27 protein-coding genes are annotated in these 13258 nt (G+C 63.9%); all 27 read left to right on the forward strand.

Annotated features, from left to right (window positions below; translation table 11 throughout):
* On the forward strand, positions 1 to 409 hold a 409-nt coding region (gene rplD / locus ABNT58_RS19225; RefSeq protein ID WP_348755047.1), incomplete at its 5' end, for a 50S ribosomal protein L4.
* Positions 406 to 726, forward strand: a complete 321-nt coding sequence (rplW, locus tag ABNT58_RS19230; protein ID WP_250198095.1) for a 50S ribosomal protein L23 — start codon at positions 406 to 408, stop codon at positions 724 to 726. The genes rplD and rplW, both read left to right, overlap by 4 nt.
* Entirely contained in the window at positions 726 to 1550 is an 825-nt protein-coding gene (gene rplB / locus ABNT58_RS19235) for a 50S ribosomal protein L2 (RefSeq protein ID WP_250198094.1), read from the forward strand. The genes rplW and rplB overlap by 1 nt, the downstream gene beginning before the upstream one ends.
* Before the next feature lie 17 nt (positions 1551 to 1567).
* On the forward strand, positions 1568 to 1843 hold the full coding sequence (gene rpsS, locus ABNT58_RS19240; protein ID WP_046110759.1) for a 30S ribosomal protein S19: 276 nt from the start codon (positions 1568 to 1570) through the stop codon (positions 1841 to 1843).
* A gap of 12 nt (positions 1844 to 1855) precedes the next feature.
* Positions 1856 to 2185, forward strand: a complete 330-nt coding sequence (rplV, locus tag ABNT58_RS19245; RefSeq protein WP_046110760.1) for a 50S ribosomal protein L22 — start codon at positions 1856 to 1858, stop codon at positions 2183 to 2185.
* A gap of 9 nt (positions 2186 to 2194) precedes the next feature.
* Complete coding sequence (gene rpsC, locus ABNT58_RS19250; RefSeq protein WP_250198093.1) at positions 2195 to 3031, forward strand: 30S ribosomal protein S3; 837 nt, start codon at positions 2195 to 2197, stop codon at positions 3029 to 3031.
* A gap of 2 nt (positions 3032 to 3033) precedes the next feature.
* On the forward strand, positions 3034 to 3450 hold the full coding sequence (gene rplP, locus ABNT58_RS19255) for a 50S ribosomal protein L16 (protein WP_250198092.1): 417 nt from the start codon (positions 3034 to 3036) through the stop codon (positions 3448 to 3450).
* A 14-nt stretch (positions 3451 to 3464) separates the two neighbouring features.
* Positions 3465 to 3665 (forward strand): 50S ribosomal protein L29, encoded by a 201-nt coding sequence (rpmC, locus tag ABNT58_RS19260; RefSeq protein ID WP_046110763.1) that lies wholly within the window; start codon positions 3465 to 3467, stop codon positions 3663 to 3665.
* Positions 3662 to 3949, forward strand: coding sequence for a 30S ribosomal protein S17 (gene rpsQ, locus ABNT58_RS19265; protein ID WP_348755048.1), 288 nt, complete (start codon positions 3662 to 3664; stop codon positions 3947 to 3949). The genes rpmC and rpsQ overlap by 4 nt, the downstream gene beginning before the upstream one ends.
* A 95-nt stretch (positions 3950 to 4044) precedes the next feature.
* Positions 4045 to 4566: a peroxiredoxin gene (locus ABNT58_RS19270; RefSeq protein ID WP_348755049.1), complete on the forward strand. Its 522-nt coding sequence runs from the start codon at positions 4045 to 4047 to the stop codon at positions 4564 to 4566.
* Between the two features lie 219 nt (positions 4567 to 4785).
* Complete coding sequence (gene rplN / locus ABNT58_RS19275; protein ID WP_011831006.1) at positions 4786 to 5154, forward strand: 50S ribosomal protein L14; 369 nt, start codon at positions 4786 to 4788, stop codon at positions 5152 to 5154.
* Positions 5155 to 5180: 26 nt separating this feature from the next.
* Positions 5181 to 5498, forward strand: a complete 318-nt coding sequence (rplX, locus tag ABNT58_RS19280) for a 50S ribosomal protein L24 (RefSeq protein ID WP_348755050.1) — start codon at positions 5181 to 5183, stop codon at positions 5496 to 5498.
* 92 nt (positions 5499 to 5590) lie between these two features.
* On the forward strand, positions 5591 to 6136 hold the full coding sequence (gene rplE / locus ABNT58_RS19285) for a 50S ribosomal protein L5 (protein WP_250200141.1): 546 nt from the start codon (positions 5591 to 5593) through the stop codon (positions 6134 to 6136).
* A gap of 8 nt (positions 6137 to 6144) precedes the next feature.
* A complete protein-coding gene (gene rpsN / locus ABNT58_RS19290; RefSeq protein ID WP_250198088.1) occupies positions 6145 to 6450 on the forward strand; it encodes a 30S ribosomal protein S14 in 306 nt (101 codons plus the stop codon).
* Between the two features lie 24 nt (positions 6451 to 6474).
* Entirely contained in the window at positions 6475 to 6867 is a 393-nt protein-coding gene (gene rpsH / locus ABNT58_RS19295) for a 30S ribosomal protein S8 (RefSeq protein ID WP_046110768.1), read from the forward strand.
* Between the two features lie 12 nt (positions 6868 to 6879).
* A complete protein-coding gene (gene rplF / locus ABNT58_RS19300) occupies positions 6880 to 7413 on the forward strand; it encodes a 50S ribosomal protein L6 (protein WP_348755051.1) in 534 nt (177 codons plus the stop codon).
* Positions 7414 to 7427: 14 nt separating this feature from the next.
* Positions 7428 to 7799, forward strand: coding sequence for a 50S ribosomal protein L18 (rplR, locus tag ABNT58_RS19305; RefSeq protein ID WP_348755052.1), 372 nt, complete (start codon positions 7428 to 7430; stop codon positions 7797 to 7799).
* Between the two features lie 19 nt (positions 7800 to 7818).
* Positions 7819 to 8337 (forward strand): 30S ribosomal protein S5, encoded by a 519-nt coding sequence (gene rpsE / locus ABNT58_RS19310; protein ID WP_250198085.1) that lies wholly within the window; start codon positions 7819 to 7821, stop codon positions 8335 to 8337.
* Between the two features lie 22 nt (positions 8338 to 8359).
* Positions 8360 to 8542 (forward strand): 50S ribosomal protein L30, encoded by a 183-nt coding sequence (rpmD, locus tag ABNT58_RS19315; RefSeq protein ID WP_250198084.1) that lies wholly within the window; start codon positions 8360 to 8362, stop codon positions 8540 to 8542.
* Complete coding sequence (rplO, locus tag ABNT58_RS19320) at positions 8542 to 8973, forward strand: 50S ribosomal protein L15 (RefSeq protein WP_348755053.1); 432 nt, start codon at positions 8542 to 8544, stop codon at positions 8971 to 8973. Before rpmD ends, rplO begins: the two co-directional genes overlap by 1 nt.
* Positions 8974 to 9000: 27 nt before the next feature.
* Positions 9001 to 10311, forward strand: a complete 1311-nt coding sequence (gene secY, locus ABNT58_RS19325; RefSeq protein WP_348755054.1) for a preprotein translocase subunit SecY — start codon at positions 9001 to 9003, stop codon at positions 10309 to 10311.
* A 13-nt stretch (positions 10312 to 10324) separates the two neighbouring features.
* Positions 10325 to 10543, forward strand: coding sequence for a translation initiation factor IF-1 (gene infA, locus ABNT58_RS19330; RefSeq protein WP_009855680.1), 219 nt, complete (start codon positions 10325 to 10327; stop codon positions 10541 to 10543).
* A gap of 10 nt (positions 10544 to 10553) precedes the next feature.
* Positions 10554 to 10667 (forward strand): 50S ribosomal protein L36, encoded by a 114-nt coding sequence (gene rpmJ, locus ABNT58_RS19335; RefSeq protein ID WP_009548427.1) that lies wholly within the window; start codon positions 10554 to 10556, stop codon positions 10665 to 10667.
* Positions 10668 to 10696: 29 nt separating this feature from the next.
* The gene (gene rpsM, locus ABNT58_RS19340; RefSeq protein ID WP_348755055.1) at positions 10697 to 11062 is read left to right on the forward strand and encodes a 30S ribosomal protein S13; all 366 of its coding nucleotides are present in this window, start codon (positions 10697 to 10699) and stop codon (positions 11060 to 11062) included.
* Between the two features lie 35 nt (positions 11063 to 11097).
* Positions 11098 to 11502 (forward strand): 30S ribosomal protein S11, encoded by a 405-nt coding sequence (gene rpsK, locus ABNT58_RS19345; RefSeq protein ID WP_046110776.1) that lies wholly within the window; start codon positions 11098 to 11100, stop codon positions 11500 to 11502.
* Between the two features lie 132 nt (positions 11503 to 11634).
* Positions 11635 to 12258 carry a 30S ribosomal protein S4 gene (rpsD, locus tag ABNT58_RS19350; RefSeq protein WP_348755056.1) on the forward strand — a complete coding sequence of 208 codons (624 nt, stop codon included), beginning with the start codon at positions 11635 to 11637 and terminating at the stop codon, positions 12256 to 12258.
* Positions 12259 to 12415: 157 nt separating this feature from the next.
* Positions 12416 to 13258, forward strand: an 843-nt coding sequence (gene rpoA, locus ABNT58_RS19355; protein ID WP_348755057.1) for a DNA-directed RNA polymerase subunit alpha, incomplete at its 3' end; no start/stop codon positions are given.

Raw genomic sequence — 13258 nt, forward strand, 5'->3', positions numbered from 1 at the left:
CGCTCGCGCCGGTATGACTTCCTCGCCGCTGTGGCGCGGGGGTGGTCGCATCTTCCCGAACAGCCCCGACGAGAACTTCACTCAGAAGGTCAACAAGAAGATGTACCGCGCCGGCATGGCGTCGATCCTGTCGCAGCTCGCGCGCGACGGTCGCCTGGCCGTGGTGGACTCGTTCACCGTCGACACGCCGAAGACCAAGCAGCTCGCCCAGAAGTTCAAGGGCATGGGCCTGGACTCGGTCATGGTCATCGCCGACACCGTCGACGAGAACCTGCTGCTCGCTTCGCGCAACCTGTCCAACGTGCTGGTTGTCGAGCCTCGCTACGCCGATCCGCTGTCGCTGGTCTTCTACAAGAAGGTGCTGGTGACCAAGGCGGCCATCGAGCAGCTCAAGGAGATGTTTGCATGAGCGCCGCTCCGCAAAAATTCGATGAGGGCCGCCTGGCTCAAGTGCTGGTCGCCCCGATCGTCTCGGAAAAGGCCACCAGCGTCGGCGAAAAGAACAACCAGGTGTTGTTCAAGGTGCTGCGCAACGCCACCAAGCCGGAGATCAAGGCTGCCGTCGAGCTGATGTTCAAGGTCGAAGTGGACTCCGTCCAGACCGTGAACCAGAAGGGCAAGGTCAAGCGTTTCGGTCGTTCCATCGGCCGTCGCGACCACGTCAAGAAGGCCTATGTGTGCCTGAAGGACGGCCAGGAACTGAACTTCTCCGGGGAGAGCGCGTAATGGCTGTCGTCAAGGTCAAGCCGACTTCGCCCGGCCGTCGTGCCGTGGTGAAGGTGGTGCACAAGCACCTGCACAAGGGTGCGCCGGAAGCATCGCTGCTCGAGCCGCAGAAGCAGAACGCCGGCCGCAACAACAACGGTCACATCACCATCCGCCACAAGGGCGGTGGCCACAAGCATCACTACCGCGTGGTGGACTTCCGTCGCAACAAGGACGGCATCCCGGCGAAGGTCGAGCGTATCGAATACGACCCGAACCGTACCGCCCACATCGCGCTGGTGTGCTACGCCGACGGTGAGCGCCGCTACGTGATCGCCCCGCGCGGTCTGGAAGTGGGCGCCACGCTGCTGAGCGGCTCGGAAGCGCCGATCAAGGCCGGCAACACGCTGCCCATCCGCAACATCCCCGTGGGTTCGATCGTCCACTGCGTCGAACTGCTGCCCGGCAAGGGCGCGCAGATCGCCCGCTCGGCCGGTACCTCGGTGACGCTGATGGCGCGCGAAGGCTCCTACGCCCAGCTGCGCCTGCGCTCGGGTGAAGTCCGTCGCATCCACATCGATTGCCGCGCCACCATCGGTGAGGTGAGCAACGAAGAGCACAGCCTGCGCCAGTACGGCAAGGCCGGTGCGATCCGCTGGAAGGGCATCCGCCCGACCGTGCGGGGTGTGGCGATGAACCCGGTGGATCACCCGCACGGTGGTGGTGAAGGTCGTACCGGCGAGGGCCAGGTGCCTGTGTCGCCGTGGAACACGATGACCAAGGGCTACCGTACCCGCAGCAACAAGCGCACGCAGACGTTCATCGTCTCGCGTCGCAAGAAGTAATCAGGCGGAGGACAGCCATGACACGTTCTCTCAAGAAGGGCCCCTTCGTCGACCAGCACCTGCAGGCCAAGGTCGAAAAGGCGGTAGCCATCAAGGACAAGAAGCCGATCAAGACCTGGTCGCGCCGCTCGACGATCCTCCCCGAGTTCATCGGTCTGACGATCGCTGTGCACAACGGCAAGCAACACGTGCCGGTGTACGTGAGCGACCAGATGGTCGGCCACAAGCTTGGCGAATTCGCGCTGACGCGGACCTTCAAGGGTCACCCGGCAGACAAGAAGGCCAAGAAGTAAAGGACAGCGACGATGGAAACTCAAGCAATCGTTCGCGGCGTGCGCCTTTCCTGCGACAAGGGTCGGCTGGTGGCCGACCTGATCCGCGGCAAGAAGGTCGATCAGGCTCTCAACATCCTGACGTTCACGCCCAAGAAGGCCGCCGGCATCATCAAGAAGGCTCTGGAGTCGGCGATCGCCAACGCCGAGCACAACGACGGTGCCGACATCGACGAACTGCGCGTCAAGTCGATCTACGTGGAGCAGGGCGCCACGCTGAAGCGGTTCTCCGCCCGGGCCAAGGGCCGCGGCAACCGCATCAGCAAGCCGACCGCGCACATCTACGTGACCGTCGGCAACTAAAGGAAGACCATGGGACAGAAGATCCATCCGACCGGCTTCCGCCTGCCCGTCACCCGTGCCTGGGCTTCGCGCTGGTTTGCGAACAACAAGAACTTCAGCACCATGCTGGCTGAAGACCTGGATGTCCGCGAGTACCTGAAGGCCAAGCTGAAGAACGCCGCGGTGTCGCGCGTTCTGATCGAGCGCCCCGCCAAGAACGCCCGCATCACCATCTTCTCGGCACGTCCGGGCGTGGTGATCGGCAAGAAGGGCGAGGACATCGAGAACCTGAAGGCTGAACTGACGCGCCGTCTGGGCGTGCCGGTGGCTGTGAACATCGAGGAAGTGCGCAAGCCTGAAGTCGATGCCCAGCTGATCGCCGACTCGATCACCCAGCAGCTCGAAAAGCGCATCATGTTCCGCCGCGCCATGAAGCGCGCGATGCAGAACGCGATGCGCCTGGGCGCGCAGGGCATCAAGATCATGTCGTCGGGTCGCCTGAACGGCATCGAAATCGCCCGCTGCGAGTGGTACCGCGAAGGTCGCGTGCCCCTTCACACCCTGAAGGCCGACATCGACTATGGCTTCTCCGAAGCCAAGACGACCTACGGCGTGATCGGTGTGAAGGTGTGGGTGTACCGTGGCGACCGCCTGGCCAACGGCGAAGTGCCGGCCCTGAAGTCGGACGTGCCCGAAGACGATCGCCGCCCCCGTCGCGGTCCCCGTCCTGGTGGCGCCCCGGGTGGCCGTGGCCGCCCCGGCGAACGCCGTGACGGCGCTGCCCCGTCGGGCGATGCCCGTGGCCCGGTGGGTGCCAAGCGCGTGCCGCGCGCGGCTGCTGCCGCGCCCGGTGCCAAAGGAGAATAAAGATGCTGCAACCTTCCCGTCGTAAGTTCCGCAAGGAACAGAAGGGCCGCAACACCGGCGTGGCCACGCGCGGCGCGGCCGTGTCGTTCGGCGAGTTCGGCCTGAAGGCCACCGAGCGCGGCCGCCTGACGGCGCGCCAGATCGAAGCGGCTCGCCGCGCGATCTCGCGTCACATCAAGCGCGGGGGTCGGATCTTCATCCGGATCTTCCCGGACAAGCCGATCTCCCAAAAGCCTGCCGAAGTCCGTATGGGCAACGGTAAGGGCAACCCTGAGTACTACGTCGCCGAGATCCAGCCGGGCAAGGTGTTGTACGAGATCAATGGTGTGCCCGAAGCCCTGGCCCGCGAAGCGTTCACGCTTGCTGCGGCCAAGCTGCCCCTGAGCTGCACCTTCGTGGCGCGCCAGGTCGGCACCTGATCGAAGGAACCACCATGAAAGCATCCGAACTGCGTACCAAGGACGTGGCGGCGCTTGAGAAGGAAGTCTCCGACCTGCTGAAGGCCCATTTCGGCCTGCGCATGCAGAAGGCGACCCAGCAGCTCAGCAACCACACCGTTCTCCGCAAGACCCGTCGTGACATCGCACGTGCCAAGACGGTGCTGAACGAGAAGAAGAAGGAGGCCGCGAAATGAGCGACCAAGCCCAAGAGAAGGTCACGCCGAACCGCGTGCCCCGTTCCTTCGTCGGCACCGTGGTCAGCGACAAGCGCGCCAAGACCGTGACCGTGCTGGTCGAGCGCCGTCACATGCACGAGCTGTACGGCAAGATCGTGGCCCGTTCCAACAAGTACCACGCCCACGACGAAGCGGGCGAGTACAAGATGGGCGACGTGGTCGAGATCACCGAAGGTCGTCCGATCTCGAAGACCAAGTCCTGGCGCGTCACGCGCCTGGTGAAGAAGGCTGAAGCGGTCTAATCGCTGCTGCCTCCAAGACGGCCGGTCCGCTATCTCGATGGCGACCGGCCGTTTTACATGGTGTCCCCATTCCAACCCCTGAGCGGAGCATTGCCATGCTGAAGATCGGAGACCGTCTGCCGTCGGTCACGCTGCAAGAGTTCATCGACGTGGAAACCGAGGGCTGCACCCTGGGCCCCAACCCCGTGGTGCTGGACAAGGCGCTGGCCGGCAAGGCCGTCGCCATCTTCGCGCTGCCTGGCGCCTACACGCCGACCTGCTCCGCCAAGCATGTGCCGGGCTACATCGCCCAGGCCGATGCGCTGCGCGGCGCCGGCGTCGACGAGATCTGGTGCATCTCGGTCAACGACGCCTTCGTGATGGGTGCGTGGGGCCGCGAACAAGGTACCGCTGGCAAGGTGCGCATGCTGGGTGACGGCAGCGCCGAGTTCACCAAGGCCGTGGGCCTGACGCTGGACCTGACCGCGCGCGGCATGGGCGTGCGCTCGCAGCGCTACGCCATGCTGGTGGTGGACGGGGTCGTCAAGTCGCTGGACATCGAGGCGCCCGGCCAGTTCGAGGTGAGCGACGCCGGCACCATGCTCAAGCGCGCCAACGAAGTGCTGACCGGCCGCTGAAAGTTTTAGCACGGGGCCTGTTGACAGGCTCCGTTTTCTCACGCGATAATCGCGCCTTCGCCGCAAATCTGGTTTGTTTTCGAGCCTTCAGCCCACCGCGCTGGGGGTCGAGCGAGCAGGCCGATGAGCGGATCCGCCCACACCACGGGCCCAAGACTGCCTGGCGGGCAGCGCTGAAGTTCTCGGCGCGCCAACAGCCCGACAAGTTGGGATGACAACATGATCCAAATGCAATCGCGGCTTGACGTCGCGGACAACACTGGCGCGAAGTCCGTCATGTGCATCAAGGTGCTTGGTGGCTCCAAGCGTCGCTACGCCGGCATCGGCGATGTGATCAAGGTCAGCATCAAGGAAGCTGCACCGCGTGGTCGCGTCAAGAAGGGCGAGGTCTACAGCGCTGTGGTCGTGCGTACGGCCAAGGGCGTTCGCCGCCAGGACGGCTCGCTGGTCAAGTTCGACGGCAACGCTGCCGTGCTGCTGAACGCCAAGCTGGAGCCCATCGGCACCCGCATCTTCGGCCCCGTGACGCGTGAACTGCGTACCGAGCGCTTCATGAAGATCGTCTCGCTGGCGCCGGAAGTGCTCTGACGCCTGCAAGCAAGGACAAGCAAGCCATGAACAAGATTCGCAAAGGTGACCAGGTCGTTGTTCTGACCGGTCGCGACAAGGGCAAGCGGGGCGTCGTCGCTCAGCGCGTCGACACCGACCACATCGTCGTGGAAGGCGTCAACGTCGTGAAGAAGCACGTCAAGCCGAACCCGATGAAGGGCACGACCGGCGGTGTGGTCGACAAGACGATGCCGATCCACCAGTCCAACGTCGCGATCTACAACGCGGCCACGGGCAAGGCGGATCGCGTGGGCATCAAGCTGCTGGAAGACGGCAAGAAGGTTCGCGTCTTCAAGTCCAGCGGCGAAGAGATCAAGGCGTAAACATCATGGCTCAAGATAAAGCAGCCCAAAAGGCGAGCAAGGCCCCCAAGGCCGAGAAGTCCGTGGCAGTGCCCGCGGGTGAGTCGTCGAAGGTGAGCAATGCCCGCCTGCAGGCGATCTACCGCGACACCATCGCGCCGAGCCTGATCGAGAAGTTCGGCTACAAGTCGCCGATGCAGGTGCCGCGCATCACCAAGATCACGCTGAACATGGGCGTGAGCGAGGCCGTGTCGGACAAGAAGGTCATGGACCACGCGGTGGCCGACCTGACCAAGATCGCCGGCCAGAAGCCTGTCGTCACCAAGTCGAAGAAGGCGATCGCCGGCTTCAAGATCCGTGACGGCGTGCCCATCGGCTGCATGGTCACGCTGCGTGGCGTGCGCATGTACGAATTCCTGGACCGCTTCGTCACCGTGGCCCTGCCCCGCGTGCGCGACTTCCGCGGCATCTCGGGTCGTGCATTCGACGGCCGGGGCAACTACAACATCGGCGTCAAAGAACAGATCATCTTCCCGGAAGTCGACTACGACAAGGTGGATGCGCTGCGCGGTCTGAACATCAGCATCACGACCACCGCCAAGACCGACGACGAAGCCAAGGCCCTGTTGACCGCCTTCCGCTTCCCGTTCAAGAACTGAGGTGCCCCGTGGCTAAAGTTTCCCTGATCCAACGTGAACTGAAGCGCGAGCAACTCGCCGCCAAGTATTCCAAGAAGTACAACGAGCTGAAGGCGATCATCAACGACGCCAAGCGCTCGGAGGAAGAGCGCTACGCCGCCCGCCTGCAACTGCAGCAGCTGCCGCGCAACGCCTACCCGACCCGCCAGCGCAACCGCTGCGAGCTGACCGGCCGCCCCCGCGGCACGTTCCGCAAGTTCGGGCTGGCTCGTTCCAAGATCCGTGACCTGGCGTTCAAGGGCGACATCCCTGGCGTCATCAAGGCCAGCTGGTAATCGGCACTCGAAGGAGATCCAGAAATGAGCATGAGTGATCCGATCGCCGACATGCTGACTCGCATCCGCAACGCGCAGATGGTCGAGAAAGCCACGGTGACGATGCCTTCTTCGAAGCTGAAGGTGGCCATTGCCCAAGTCCTGAAGGACGAGGGCTACATCGAGAATTTCGCCGTCAAGGGCGACGGCAAGGCCGAACTCGAAGTCGCGCTGAAGTACTACGCCGGCCGTCCGGTGATCGAGCGCATCGAGCGTGTCAGCCGTCCTGGCCTGCGGGTGTACCGCGGCCGCCACGACATCCCCCAGGTGATGAACGGCCTGGGTGTCGCCATCGTGACCACGCCGCGTGGCGTGATGACCGACCGCAAGGCACGTCAAGCCGGTATCGGCGGCGAAGTGCTCTGCTACGTCGCGTAAGGGGAGTCTGAAATGTCCCGCGTAGGAAAAATGCCGGTCGTCGTCCCGCAAGGCGTGGACGTGGCCATCAAGGACGACCAGATCGTCGTGAAGGGCGCGCTGGGTTCGCTGAGCCGCCCGGTGCACAACCTGGTCACCGTCAAGAGCGAAGGCGGCTCGCTGCTGGTCGCGCCGGCCGATGAATCGGCCGCTGCCAATGCGATGAGCGGCACCGTGCGCGCACTGCTGGCCAACATGGTCAACGGCGTGAGCAAGGGCTTCGAGCGCAAGCTGACCCTGGTGGGCGTGGGCTTCCGTGCCCAGGCCGCCGGCCAGAAGCTGAACCTGCAGATCGGTTTCTCGCATCCCGTGGTCAAGGACATGCCTGCCGGCATCACCGTGACCACCCCGACGCAGACCGAAATCCTGATCAAGGGTGCAGACCGCCAGGTGGTCGGCCAGGTCGCCGCCGAAGTGCGCGCCTTCCGTCCGCCCGAGCCTTACAAGGGCAAGGGGATCCGCTACGCCGATGAGCGCGTGGTCCTCAAAGAGACCAAGAAGAAGTAAGGAGCGGCCAGATCATGACAACGACGACCAAGAAGGAACAACGCCTGCGCCGCTCGCGGCAAACGCGTGTGCGCATCGCGATTCAACGCGTTGCCCGCCTGACGGTGTTCCGCTCCAACCTGCACATCTACGCCAACCTGCTGTCCGACGACGGCACCAAGGTGCTGGCCAGCGCTTCGACTGCCGAGAAGGAAGTCCGCGAGCAGCTGGGTGGCGCCGGCAAGGGTGGCAACGCTGCAGCTGCCACGCTCGTGGGCAAGCGCATCGCCGAGAAGGCGAAGGCCGCCGGCATCGAGAAGGTGGCTTTCGACCGCGCTGGTTTTGCGTACCACGGCCGCGTGAAGGCTCTGGCAGACGCGGCGCGCGAAGCCGGCCTGCAGTTCTGATTGGATTGAGGAACTAAACATGGCGAAGTTTCAACCTCGCGCCCAGACCGAAGGCAATGACGACGGTCTGAAGGAAAAGATGATCGCGGTGAACCGCGTCACCAAGGTGGTCAAGGGCGGCCGCACGCTGAGTTTCGCTGCGCTGACCGTGGTCGGTGACGGCGATGGCCGCATCGGCATGGGCAAGGGCAAGGCCAAGGAAGTGCCGGTCGCGGTGCAGAAGGCCATGGACTCGGCCCGCCGCAACATGGTCAAGGTCTCGCTGAAGAACGGCACCATCCACCACACGGTGCGTGGCGTTCACGGCGCTGCCAAGGTCATGATGGGCCCGGCCAAGCCTGGTGACGGCATCATCGCCGGCGGCCCGATGCGCGCCGTGTTCGAAGTGATGGGTGTGACGGACATCGTGGCCAAGAGCTTCGGTTCCACCAACCCCTACAACATGGTTCGCGCCACGCTCGACGCGCTGAAGAACTCGACGACGCCTGCCTCGGTCGCTGCGAAGCGCGGCAAGACGGTCGAAGAGATCTTCAACTGAGCCCGCGGACCGGAGAACTTTCATGTCCGACAAGAAAACCCTGACCGTCAAGTTGGTCAAGAGCATCGCCGGTACCCGCCAGTCGCACCGTGACACGGTGCGTGGCCTGGGCCTGCGCAAGCTCAACAGCGAGCGCCAGCTGGAAGACACGCCTGCCGTGCGCGGCATGATCAACAAGGTCTCCTACCTCGTGAAGGTGCTGTGATGCAACTCAACACGATCAAGCCGGGTAACGGCTCCAAGCATGCCAAGCGCCGTGTCGGCCGCGGCATCGGCTCGGGCCTGGGCAAGACCGCGGGTCGCGGCCACAAGGGTCAGAAGTCCCGTGCGGGCGGCTACCACAAGGTCGGCTTCGAAGGCGGCCAGATGCCGCTGCAGCGTCGCCTGCCCAAGCGCGGCTTCAAGTCGCACTCGCTGAAGTACAACGCCGAGATCACGCTGGCCGACCTGGAAGCGCTGGGCGCCGACGAGGTCACGCTGGTGGGCCTGAAGCAAGCTGGCCTGGTGGGCGAGCTGGCCAAGGTCGTCAAGGTGATCAAGTCGGGTGAGCTGACCAAGAAGGTTTCGCTGCACGGCATTGGCGCCACCGCTGGCGCCAAGGCTGCGATCGAAGCCGCGGGCGGCTCGCTGGCCTGATAGGCCAAGCAGCAAGGACAAGTCCGAGTGGCAACCAACGCCAATCAGCTGGCCAAGAGCGGCAAGTTCGGTGACCTGCGTCGCCGGCTCGTGTTCCTGCTGCTGGCCCTGGTCGTCTACCGCATCGGCGCTCACGTGCCGGTGCCCGGTATCGACCCGGTGCAACTGCAGCAGCTGTTCAAGAGCCAGAGCGGCGGCATCCTGAACCTGTTCAACATGTTCTCGGGCGGGGCGCTGTCGCGCTTCACCGTGTTCGCGTTGGGCATCATGCCGTACATCTCGGCGTCGATCATCATGCAGTTGATGACCTACGTCGTGCCCACGCTCGAAGCCCTCAAGAAGGAAGGCGAGTCCGGCCGCCGGAAGATCACGCAGTACACGCGCTACGGCACGTTGGGTCTGGCGATCTTCCAGTCGCTGGGTATCGCGTTGGCGTTGGAAGGCTCGCCGGGTCTGGTGCTCGCACCGGGTTTCGGTTTCCGCCTGACGACGGTGGTGAGCCTGGTGGCCGGCACCATGTTCCTGATGTGGCTGGGTGAGCAGATCACCGAGCGCGGTCTGGGCAACGGCATCTCGATCCTGATCTTCGGGGGTATCGCCGCGGGTCTGCCGAGTGCGGTGGGCGGCCTGTTCGAGCTGGTGCGCACCGGGGCGATGAGCATCATCGCGTCGCTGTTCATCATCGCGATCATCGTGCTGGTGACCTTTGCCGTGGTGTTCGTCGAGCGGGGTCAGCGCAAGATCCTGGTCAACTATGCCAAGCGCCAGGTCGGCAACAAGGTGTACGGTGGCCAGTCTTCGCACCTGCCGCTGAAGCTGAACATGTCGGGCGTGATCCCGCCGATCTTCGCGTCGTCGATCATCCTGCTGCCGGCGACGGTGGTGGGCTGGTTCGCCACCGGTCATGGTCTGCAGTGGCTGAAGGACATCTCGTCGGCGCTGTCGCCGGGACAGCCGATCTACGTGATGCTGTATGCCGCGATGATCGTGTTCTTCTGCTTCTTCTACACGGCGCTGGTGTTCAACAGCCGTGAGACCGCAGACAACCTGAAGAAGAGCGGCGCGTTCATCCCTGGCATTCGCCCGGGTGACCAGACCGCCCGGTACATCGATCGGATCTTGTCGCGCCTGACGCTGGCCGGCGCCGTGTACATCACGGCGGTCTGCCTGCTGCCCGAGTTCCTGGTGCTGAAGTACAACGTGCCGTTCTACTTCGGTGGAACGTCGTTGCTGATCATCGTTGTGGTGACCATGGATTTCTGGGCCCAGGTCCAGAGCTATGTGATGAGTCAGCAGTATGAGTCGTTGCTGAAGAAGGCCAACTTCAAGGCAAGCTGAAGCGCGAGACCGTATGGCAAAAGACGATGTCATCCAGATGCAGGGGGAGATCCTTGAAAACCTCCCCAACGCAACCTTCCGTGTGAAGCTCGAGAACGGCCACGTGGTTCTCGGACATATCTCCGGAAAGATGCGCATGCATTACATCCGCATTCTTCCCGGCGACAAGGTCACCGTGGAGCTCACCCCGTACGACTTGAGCCGGGCACGCATTGTGTTCCGCGCGAAATAAGGAGAAGACCATGAAAGTTGCAGCATCGGTCAAGAAGATGTGTCGCAATTGCAAGATCATCCGCCGCAAGGGCGTGGTGCGTGTGATCTGTACCGACCCGCGCCACAAGCAGCGCCAGGGTTGATCAGCGCCGAACCAGATTAAGAGGACACCATGGCACGCATTGCTGGTATCAATATTCCGCCGCACAAGCACACCGAGATCGGCCTGACGTCGATCTACGGCATCGGTCGCACGACCGCGCAGAAGATCTGTGTGGCGGCTGGCATCGAGTTCAACAAGAAGGTCAAGGACCTGACCGACGCCGACCTGGAAAAGATCCGGGACGAAATCGGCCGCATGACGATCGAAGGCGACCTGCGTCGCGAACAGTCGATCAACATCAAGCGTCTGATGGACCTGGGCTGCTACCGCGGCATGCGTCATCGCCGTGGTCTGCCGCTGCGTGGTCAGCGCACCAAGACCAACGCCCGCACCCGCAAGGGTCCGCGCAAGTCCGGCGCGCTGGTCAAGAAGTGATCGACGCGGTCGGCAACGGATTCAAGGATTAAGACATGGCCAAGGCACCCAACAACAGCGCAGCGCGTCGTGTGAGCAAGAAGGTCCGCAAGAACATTGCGGACGGCATCGCCCACGTGCACGCGTCGTTCAACAACACCATCATCACGATCACGGACCGTCAAGGCGGCGCGCTGTCGTGGGCCTCGAGCGGCGGCCAGGGCTTCAAGGGTTCGCGCAAGAGCACCCCGTTCGCGGCCCAGGTGGCGGCGGAGACGGCCGGTCGTGCTGCGCAGGAACAAGGCATCAAGAACCTCGACGTGCGGATCAAGGGCCCGGGCCCCGGCCGTGAGTCGTCGGTGCGCGCGCTGGCCTCGCTGGGCATCCGCATCACGTCGATCTCCGACGTGACGCCCGTGCCGCACAACGGCTGCCGTCCGCAAAAGCGTCGCCGCATCTAAGCGACGCACCCCCGCGTCGGTAGCGTCCCCGGGCGCTGCCGACGTTTGTCCTTCAGCCCACCGTTCGCGCCGTGACGTCGGCCCGGACTCGCGCGGCACCGCTGGCCGCGTCAGATAAACAAGGAAAACCAAGTGGCACGTTACCTCGGCCCCAAGGCCAAACTGTCCCGCCGTGAAGGCACCGACCTCTACCTGAAGAGCGCCCGTCGCCCCATCGGCGACAAGGCCAAGTTCGACAGCAAGCCGGGCCAGCACGGCCGCACCAGCGGTTCGCGTACCAGCGACTTCGGCCTGCAGCTGCGTGAAAAGCAGAAGGTCAAGCGCATGTATGGCGTGCTGGAGCGCCAGTTCCGCCGCTACTTCGAGGAAGCCGAGCGCCGCCGTGGCAACACCGGTACCAACCTGCTGACGCTGCTGGAATCGCGCCTGGACAACGTGGTGTACCGCATGGGCTTCGGCTCGACCCGCGCGGAAGCCCGCCAGCTGGTGTCGCACAAGTCGATCACCGTCAACGGCCAGGTGGTGAACATCGCTTCGTACATGGTCAAGGCCGGTGACGTGGTCGCCGTGCGCGAAAAGGCCAAGAAGCAGCTGCGCGTGACCGAAGCGCTGAAGCTGGCCGAGTCGATCGGCATGCCGGCCTGGGTCGAAGTGAATGCATCCAAGCTGGAAGGCGTCTTCAAGAAGACCCCGGACCGCGACGAATTCGGCGCCGAGATCAAGGAAGCGCTGATCGTGGAACTGTATTCGCGCTGATCACTGCGCCTGACGCGCGTGCGGCCTGCGGGCCGCTCGCGCGCGTTTTGTTTTCGGCCGCTGTGTTTGCCGGGCACGCAGCGGTCTTGCAAGGCCCGACATGTCCATCAGCCTTATCGGTGTAACGAGCCGAGGGTATTGACAGGAACACCACTCAATGCAAACCAATCTGCTGAAACCCAAAGCCATCCAAGTCGAGCCGTTGGGCGATCGCCGTGCCAAGGTGACGCTCGAGCCGTTCGAGCGGGGCTATGGGCACACGCTGGGCAACGCCCTGCGTCGTGTGCTGCTGTCCTCGATGGTGGGTTATGCGCCGACGGAAGTCACCATCGCCGGCGTGCTGCACGAGTACTCCACTGTCGACGGCGTTCAGGAAGATGTGGTGCACATCATGCTGAACCTGAAGGGCGTGACCTTCAAGTTGCACAACCGCGACGAAGTGACGCTGGTGCTGCGCAAGGAAGGCGAGGGCCCGGTCACGGCCGGCGACATCCAGACGCCGCATGACGTCGAGGTGATCAACCCCGACCACGTGATCGCCCACCTGGCCAAGGGCGGCAAGCTCGACATGCAGATCAAGGTGGAGAAGGGCCGCGGCTATGTGCCGGGCAACCTCCGCCGCTTCGGCGACGAGCCCACCAAGGCCATCGGCCGCATCGTGCTGGACGCTTCCTTCTCGCCCGTGCGCCGCGTGAGCTACGCCGTGGAGAACGCCCGCGTCGAGCAGCGCACCGACCTGGACAAGCTGGTGATGGAGATCGAGACCAACGGTGCGATCAGCCCCGAGGAAGCGATCCGCGCGTCGGCCAAGATCCTGGTCGAGCAGCTGGTGGTCTTCGCACAGCTGCCGCACGAAGACGGCGAGATCTTCCAGGCGCCGACCGCGCCGCGCGCCGGCGGCAACTTCGACCCGATCCTGCTGCGCCCCGTGGACGAGCTCGAGCTGACGGTGCGTTCGGCCAACTGCCTGAAGGCCGAAAACATCTACTACATCGGCGAC

Source organism: uncultured Aquincola sp., from assembly GCF_964001545.1.
Classification (GTDB): Bacteria; Pseudomonadota; Gammaproteobacteria; order Burkholderiales; family Burkholderiaceae_C; genus Aquincola.